Source organism: Microbacterium umsixpiens, assembly GCF_053543675.1.
The window spans coordinates 16,699-19,934 of record NZ_JBLVOH010000254.1; the positions used below are offsets into that span (position 1 = coordinate 16,699).

At 67.2% G+C, this 3,236-nt stretch carries 4 protein-coding genes and 1 pseudogene; 2 read left to right on the forward strand and 3 right to left on the reverse strand.

The features are described 5' to 3' along the window. Positions 1-381, forward strand: a 381-nt coding sequence (locus ACNPM4_RS20850; RefSeq protein ID WP_473965310.1) for an SURF1 family protein, incomplete at its 5' end; no start/stop codon positions are given. 15 nt (positions 382-396) lie between these two features. Here the strand turns inward: ACNPM4_RS20850 and ACNPM4_RS20855 are convergent. The 3 genes from ACNPM4_RS20855 to abc-f are packed head-to-tail and all read right to left on the reverse strand — an operon-like array spanning position 397 to position 2,936. After that, positions 397-618 (reverse strand): pyridoxine 5'-phosphate oxidase C-terminal domain-containing protein, encoded by a 222-nt coding sequence (locus ACNPM4_RS20855; protein WP_448987037.1) that lies wholly within the window; start codon positions 616-618, stop codon positions 397-399. A gap of 10 nt (positions 619-628) precedes the next feature. Next, on the reverse strand, positions 629-1,297 hold the full coding sequence (locus tag ACNPM4_RS20860) for an HAD family hydrolase (RefSeq protein WP_448987038.1): 669 nt from the start codon (positions 1,295-1,297) through the stop codon (positions 629-631). 40 nt (positions 1,298-1,337) lie between these two features. Next, positions 1,338-2,936, reverse strand: a complete 1,599-nt coding sequence (gene abc-f, locus ACNPM4_RS20865) for a ribosomal protection-like ABC-F family protein (protein WP_029261766.1) — start codon at positions 2,934-2,936, stop codon at positions 1,338-1,340. A 187-nt stretch (positions 2,937-3,123) separates the two neighbouring features. Here abc-f and ACNPM4_RS20870 point away from each other — a divergent pair. Then, positions 3,124-3,236, forward strand: a pseudogene (locus ACNPM4_RS20870) (DedA family protein); the annotation flags it as partial.

Consider the following 3,236-nt stretch of genomic DNA (forward strand, 5'->3'; position numbering starts at 1 on the left):
CGGCCCGGGGAACAGCTGCCCGCATCAGGCCGCGGCGCACCGGAAGGTCAGGTGCCGACCATTCATCTGCCCTCCATCGCCGCGCTGACCGACGGAGATGTGATCACCAGCGCCTACGGCCGCGTCGTGACCGAAGAGCCGGCCGGCGCCGGCGCGCTGGGTGGCTTCGACTCCCCCACCGACGACCCGGGCCCGCATCTCTCCTACGCGATCCAATGGATCCTGTTCGCCCTCATGGGCTTCATCTTCATCGGCTACATCATCCGGACCGAGATCGTGAAGCACCGTGAGGACGTCGAGGGCGTCCCGACACCCGTGAAGACTCCACGGCGCAAGGACCACGACGCCGACGTCGAAGACGAGCTGCTCGACGTCCGCTGACCGACTCGTGCGATGTCAGCCCGTCCAGGGCGTCACCGTGCGTGCCCAGCCGGCATCCGTGCGCTCGTAGACGATCCGCGTGTGATCACGGTCCGGGGACCCCTGCCAGAATTCGACCCGATTCCGGAAGGCCCATCCGCGCTCGTCGACGCCCTTGAGGATCAGTGAGCGCGCATCCGGGGCATGCCGTCTTCGTCCACTGTCGCCAGGGTGGCGACATGGGAGCAACGACGGCACGTCGGAAGACTCAGGCGAGTTCCCTCAGCTCGGGATGATCGGCGATCGGGGGCAGCACGTCGAGCAGTTCGCCGAGCGTCGCGATCCGACGCGTGTCACCGGACCAGTTCTGGTGCCCGCCGTCGAAATGGATGAACTCCGTGCCGAGATCGGCGGCGATCTCCCGGTCGTGATTGGTGTCACCGATGACGAGCACAGCGCTCGGCCGGAGGCCGGATCTCGACAGCCACCGCGCGATGGCGTCGTGCTTCGATGCCCGATACGGGTCGTCGATCGACAGCACGTCTTCGAATGCATGGACCAGATCGTGCGGGGCCATCTGCCGCGCGAGCGCATCGGGAAGGGTTGCCGAGGCGAGCACCTGACGGAGGCCGCGTTCGCGGAGCGCCGCGAGCGTCGCACGCGCATCGGGGTGGAGCTGCGCCTCTCCGACGCGCAACGCGAGCAGGTCGAGGTAGGCCGTCGCGGCGGACACGAACCTGTCGTCACCGAGCCCGACGGAGCCGTAGAAGTCTCGGATCGGGAATCGGAAGACCGATCGATACGCGTGCTCATCGACCAGCGGATCGAGCGCGTGTTCCTCGAGCACGGCGTTCATCACCTGACGGCAGATCTCCACGTCATCGAGCAGCGTGCCGTTCCAGTCCCAGCACACGGCACGGATATGAGCGGGATCCATGCCGTCACGCTACAACGGGCCGCCGACATGCGTGCGCGCCTCAGGCGAGCTCGATGAGGTCCTGGTACTCCTGGCTCCAGATGTCTTCGACTCCGTCGGGCAGGATAAGCACGCGCTCCGGGTTGAGCGACTGCACGGCACCGGGATCGTGGGAGACGAGGACGACAGCACCCTCGTAGTGCGCGAGGGCGCCGAGGATCTCCTCGCGCGAGGCGGGGTCGAGGTTGTTGGTCGGCTCGTCGAGCAGCAGCAGGTTCGCCGAGGAGACGACGAGAGTCGCGAGCGAAAGACGCGTCTTCTCTCCACCGGAGAGGACTCCCGCGGGCTTCAGCACGTCGTCGCCGGTGAACAGGAACGAACCCAGCACCTTGCGCGCCTCGGTCTCGGTGATGTGCGGTGCGGCCGAGACCATGTTCTCGAGCACCGAACGGTTCACGTCGAGGTTCTCGTGCTCCTGCGCGTAGTAGCCGACCTTGAGGCCGTGCCCCGGCTCGAGCTGTCCGGTGTCGGGCTGGTCCACACCCGCGAGCATCCGCAGCAGCGTGGTCTTGCCCGCACCGTTGAGGCCGAGCACCACGACCTTGGAGCCGCGGTCGATGGCGAGGTCGACATCGGTGAAGATCTCGAGCGATCCGTACGATTTCGAGAGTCCGGACGCCATCATCGGCGTCTTGCCGCAGGGCGCCGGCTTCGGGAAGCGCAGCTTCGCGACCCGGTCTTCCTGGCGGACCTCGTCGAGTCCGGCCAGCAGCTTCTCGGCGCGCGCGATCATCTGGTGCGCCGCAGCGGCCTTGGATGCCTTCGCGCCGAAGCGTGCCGCCTGCAACTGCAGGGTCGTGGCCTTCTTCTCGGCGTTGGCGCGCTCCTTCTTGCGACGCTCCTCGTCGGCCACCCGCTGGCGCAGGTAGTTCTTCCAGTTCATGTTGTACGTGTCGATGATCTGGCGGTTCGCGTCGAGGTAGAACACGCGGTTGACGGTCTCGCCGACGAGCTCGACATCGTGGCTGATGACGATCAGGCCGCCCTTGTACCCCTTGAGGAACTCGCGGAGCCACACGACGCTGTCTGCGTCGAGGTGGTTGGTGGGCTCGTCGAGGATCATCGTCTGAGCATCGGAGAAGAGGATACGGGCGAGCTCGATGCGGCGACGCTGACCACCGGAGAGCGTCGACAACGGCTGATCCAGGATCCGGTCGGGAAGCGACAGGTTGTTCGCGATCGACGCCGCCTCGGCCTCCGCGGCGTAGCCGCCCTGGGCCTCGAACTGCTCGGTCAGGCGGGCGTAGCGCTTCATCGCCTTGTCGGCGACGGCGGGGTCGTCCGAGCCCATCGCGAGTGCCGCCTCGGTCATCCCGAGGTTCAGCTGCCCGAGTCCGCGGGCATCGAGGATGCGCGTGCGCGCCAGGTCTTCGGGGTTTCCGGAACGCGGGTCCTGCGGAAGGTAGCCGAGCTCGCCGGACCGTGTCACGCTGCCGCCGGAGGGCAGGACATCACCGGCGAGCACCTTGGTGAGCGTGGTCTTCCCGGCCCCGTTGCGGCCGACGAGTCCGATCTTGTCTCCGTCGGCGACGCGGAACGAGACGTTCTCCATCAGCAGGCGCGCGCCAACGCGGATCTCGAGGTCGTGCACGGCAAGCACAGCGGACGTCCGTTCTTTCAGGGAGGGTGTTCGGCCGATCGGCCAGCCTCCCAGTATAAGTGCCATGGCCGGGAGCGGCGGTCAGCAAGATCAGCCCGGAGAGTGAGGCCCGCGATACCCCAGAGGGATGACCGCCCGGGTACGCCCTGCATAGCGTGCAGGAGTGGACATCCTCAACGAGCTCATCATGCAGGCCATCGCCTCGCCCTGGCTGTACCTGGTCCTGTTCACGGTCACCGTGATCGACGGCTTCTTCCCCCCGGTGCCGAGCGAGACGGTGCTCGTGGCGGCCGCGGCCGG